Genomic DNA, 2,089 nt, shown 5'->3' with positions numbered 1-2,089 from the left:
TTTTTTGTTATAACTTTGTTCGCTCCAATTAGAGCCAACCTACCAAATTGGATTATATGGTTACCAATAAAGAAAAACTTACCGCATTAATTATCACATACAACGAAATGGGATACATTGAAAAATGTTTAGATTCCGTTTCTTTTGCTGATGAAATAATTGTAGTCGATTCTTTCAGTACTGATGGAACTTATGAATTTTTAAAGAGTCACTCAAAAGTAAAGGTTATTCAAAATCCGTTCGAAAATTTTACAGCTCAAAAATCATTTGCTTTAAAACAAGCAACTAATGATTGGGTATTGTTTTTAGATGCTGATGAAATTGTTTCTACTTCTTTACAGATGGAAATTTCAGAAACAGTCTCTAGTGATACTGAGATAGCTGCATTTTGGTTTTATCGCCAATTTATGTTCAAGAATGAAAAGTTGAATTATAGCGGTTGGCAAACAGATAAAAACTATAGACTTTTTAGAAAAAGTAAAGCATCTTTTTCTGATTGCAAAATAGTGCATGAAACTTTAGATGTTGAAGGAACTTCTGGAATCTTAAAAGAAAAACTTATTCACTATTGTTACAAAAATCACGAAGATTACAAAGGTAAAATGTTGAAGTATGGCAGATTAAAAGCTATTGAATCATTTTATAGAGAGAAGAAATATAGTTATGCAATGATGATTGCAAAAACTAGTTGGAAATTCTTTAACCATTACATCTTACGTCTAGGTATTCTTGATGGCAAAAAAGGTTTTATCATTTGTCACTTAAATTCACTTGGCGTTTTAGAACGCTACAGAGAACTTAAAAAACTTGAGCAAAAAAACGAACTTGCTTATTACTTAGTAATGCCATAGAAAGTCCACACGCTTTTCTCCTTTTTAGTCATATTTCTAATTCCCACATTTTTAGCTATCGATTCTGGTGTCTTATATCCCCTTTTGTGGTCTAAGTGTACACATACGGCACTATAACGAAGTTGTTTAGATTTTAAACCGAAGTTAAAAAGTCGTTCGCCTAATTCTCTATCTTGACCACCATACTGCATTCGTTCATCGAATCCGTTTACATTCTCGATATCTTTTTTCCAACCAGATGAATTATGTCCGTTCCAACTTGCATTGGTAGGTGTAATCCAATTCAGGATTTTAGAAATAAATCCATGAGCAGTAAGTTTGTTGTTCTTGAAAGTTTGCGGAATACCTTTATCTTTCAACCATTGAATATTAAAACAACGTTGTTTTTCAATATCCTCTAGTGTGATCAACTTAGATATATTCATGGGCAACATATAATAACCACCAGAAATAAAATACCCTTGTTCTTTATTTATGTAATGAACCTGAACGAAATCTTCTCTAGGTATACAATCGCCATCGGTCATTATAATATAATCGGCAGAGCAAGCAGTTACTGCCTTATTTAGAATTTTTGACTTTTGAAAACCATCATCCTCTTGCCACACGTGTACAATAGGATAATGAACCTTTTTAGACATTTCTGCAATCAATTCTTTCGTTGGTTCTTTCGAACCATCGTCAGCTATGACAACTTCAAAATCTTTGAAAATTTGTTGCTCAAAACCCCAGAGTACCTTCTTTAACCATTCTTCGGCATTATATGTACTAACTATGATACTTATTTTAGGAATCTCCATACTGCGTTTCAAATTACCACAAAAATATAAAAGTCTTATCTATCTTTGAACTTGAAAAGACTGTCTACATTAATAAACGACAAATAACAGCATTGTAAAATGAAGTTGAAAGAAATACCTGTATCTATTTACACTTCAATTAAACTTTCATCGCTTTCGGTTAAAAGTATTCTTTCTGAAACAAAAGAAGAAATACCTGTTATTGTTTCTTTAACTTCTATTCCAGAAAGGTTACAGACACTACATTTAACTATACGAAGTATTTTAAATCAAGATGTGAGACCAAAGAAAATAATACTTTGGCTACATGAATCTTTAAAAAATAAAATACCAAATAAATTAAGCGTGTTGGAATCTGATTTATTCCAAATTATGTATTCCGATTTAACATGTTCTCACAGAAAATTAATTCATAGCCTTGAGCTTTTTCCAAAAGAG

Annotated in this window: 2 protein-coding genes and 1 pseudogene; 2 read left to right on the top strand and 1 reads right to left on the bottom strand. The window is 31.4% G+C overall.

Annotated features, from left to right (window positions below; translation table 11 throughout):
• The first annotated feature begins 56 nt into the window (after positions 1-56).
• Positions 57-851, top strand: coding sequence for a glycosyltransferase family 2 protein (locus tag AACZ53_RS14440; protein ID WP_339839892.1), 795 nt, complete (start codon positions 57-59; stop codon positions 849-851).
• On the opposite strand, the gene AACZ53_RS14435 is transcribed toward AACZ53_RS14440, so the two are convergent.
• Positions 833-1,651: a glycosyltransferase family 2 protein gene (locus AACZ53_RS14435; protein WP_339839890.1), complete on the bottom strand. Its 819-nt coding sequence runs from the start codon at positions 1,649-1,651 to the stop codon at positions 833-835. The two genes, AACZ53_RS14440 and AACZ53_RS14435, sit on opposite strands and share 19 nt — an antisense overlap.
• A 99-nt stretch (positions 1,652-1,750) precedes the next feature.
• On the opposite strand from AACZ53_RS14435, the pseudogene AACZ53_RS14430 reads away from it, so the two are divergent.
• Positions 1,751-2,089 (top strand): annotated as a pseudogene (locus AACZ53_RS14430) (zinc-binding alcohol dehydrogenase); the annotation flags it as partial.

The organism is uncultured Flavobacterium sp., from assembly GCF_963975005.1.
GTDB lineage: Bacteria > Bacteroidota > Bacteroidia > Flavobacteriales > Flavobacteriaceae > Flavobacterium.
This window is presented reverse-complemented; position numbering and strand designations above follow the sequence as displayed.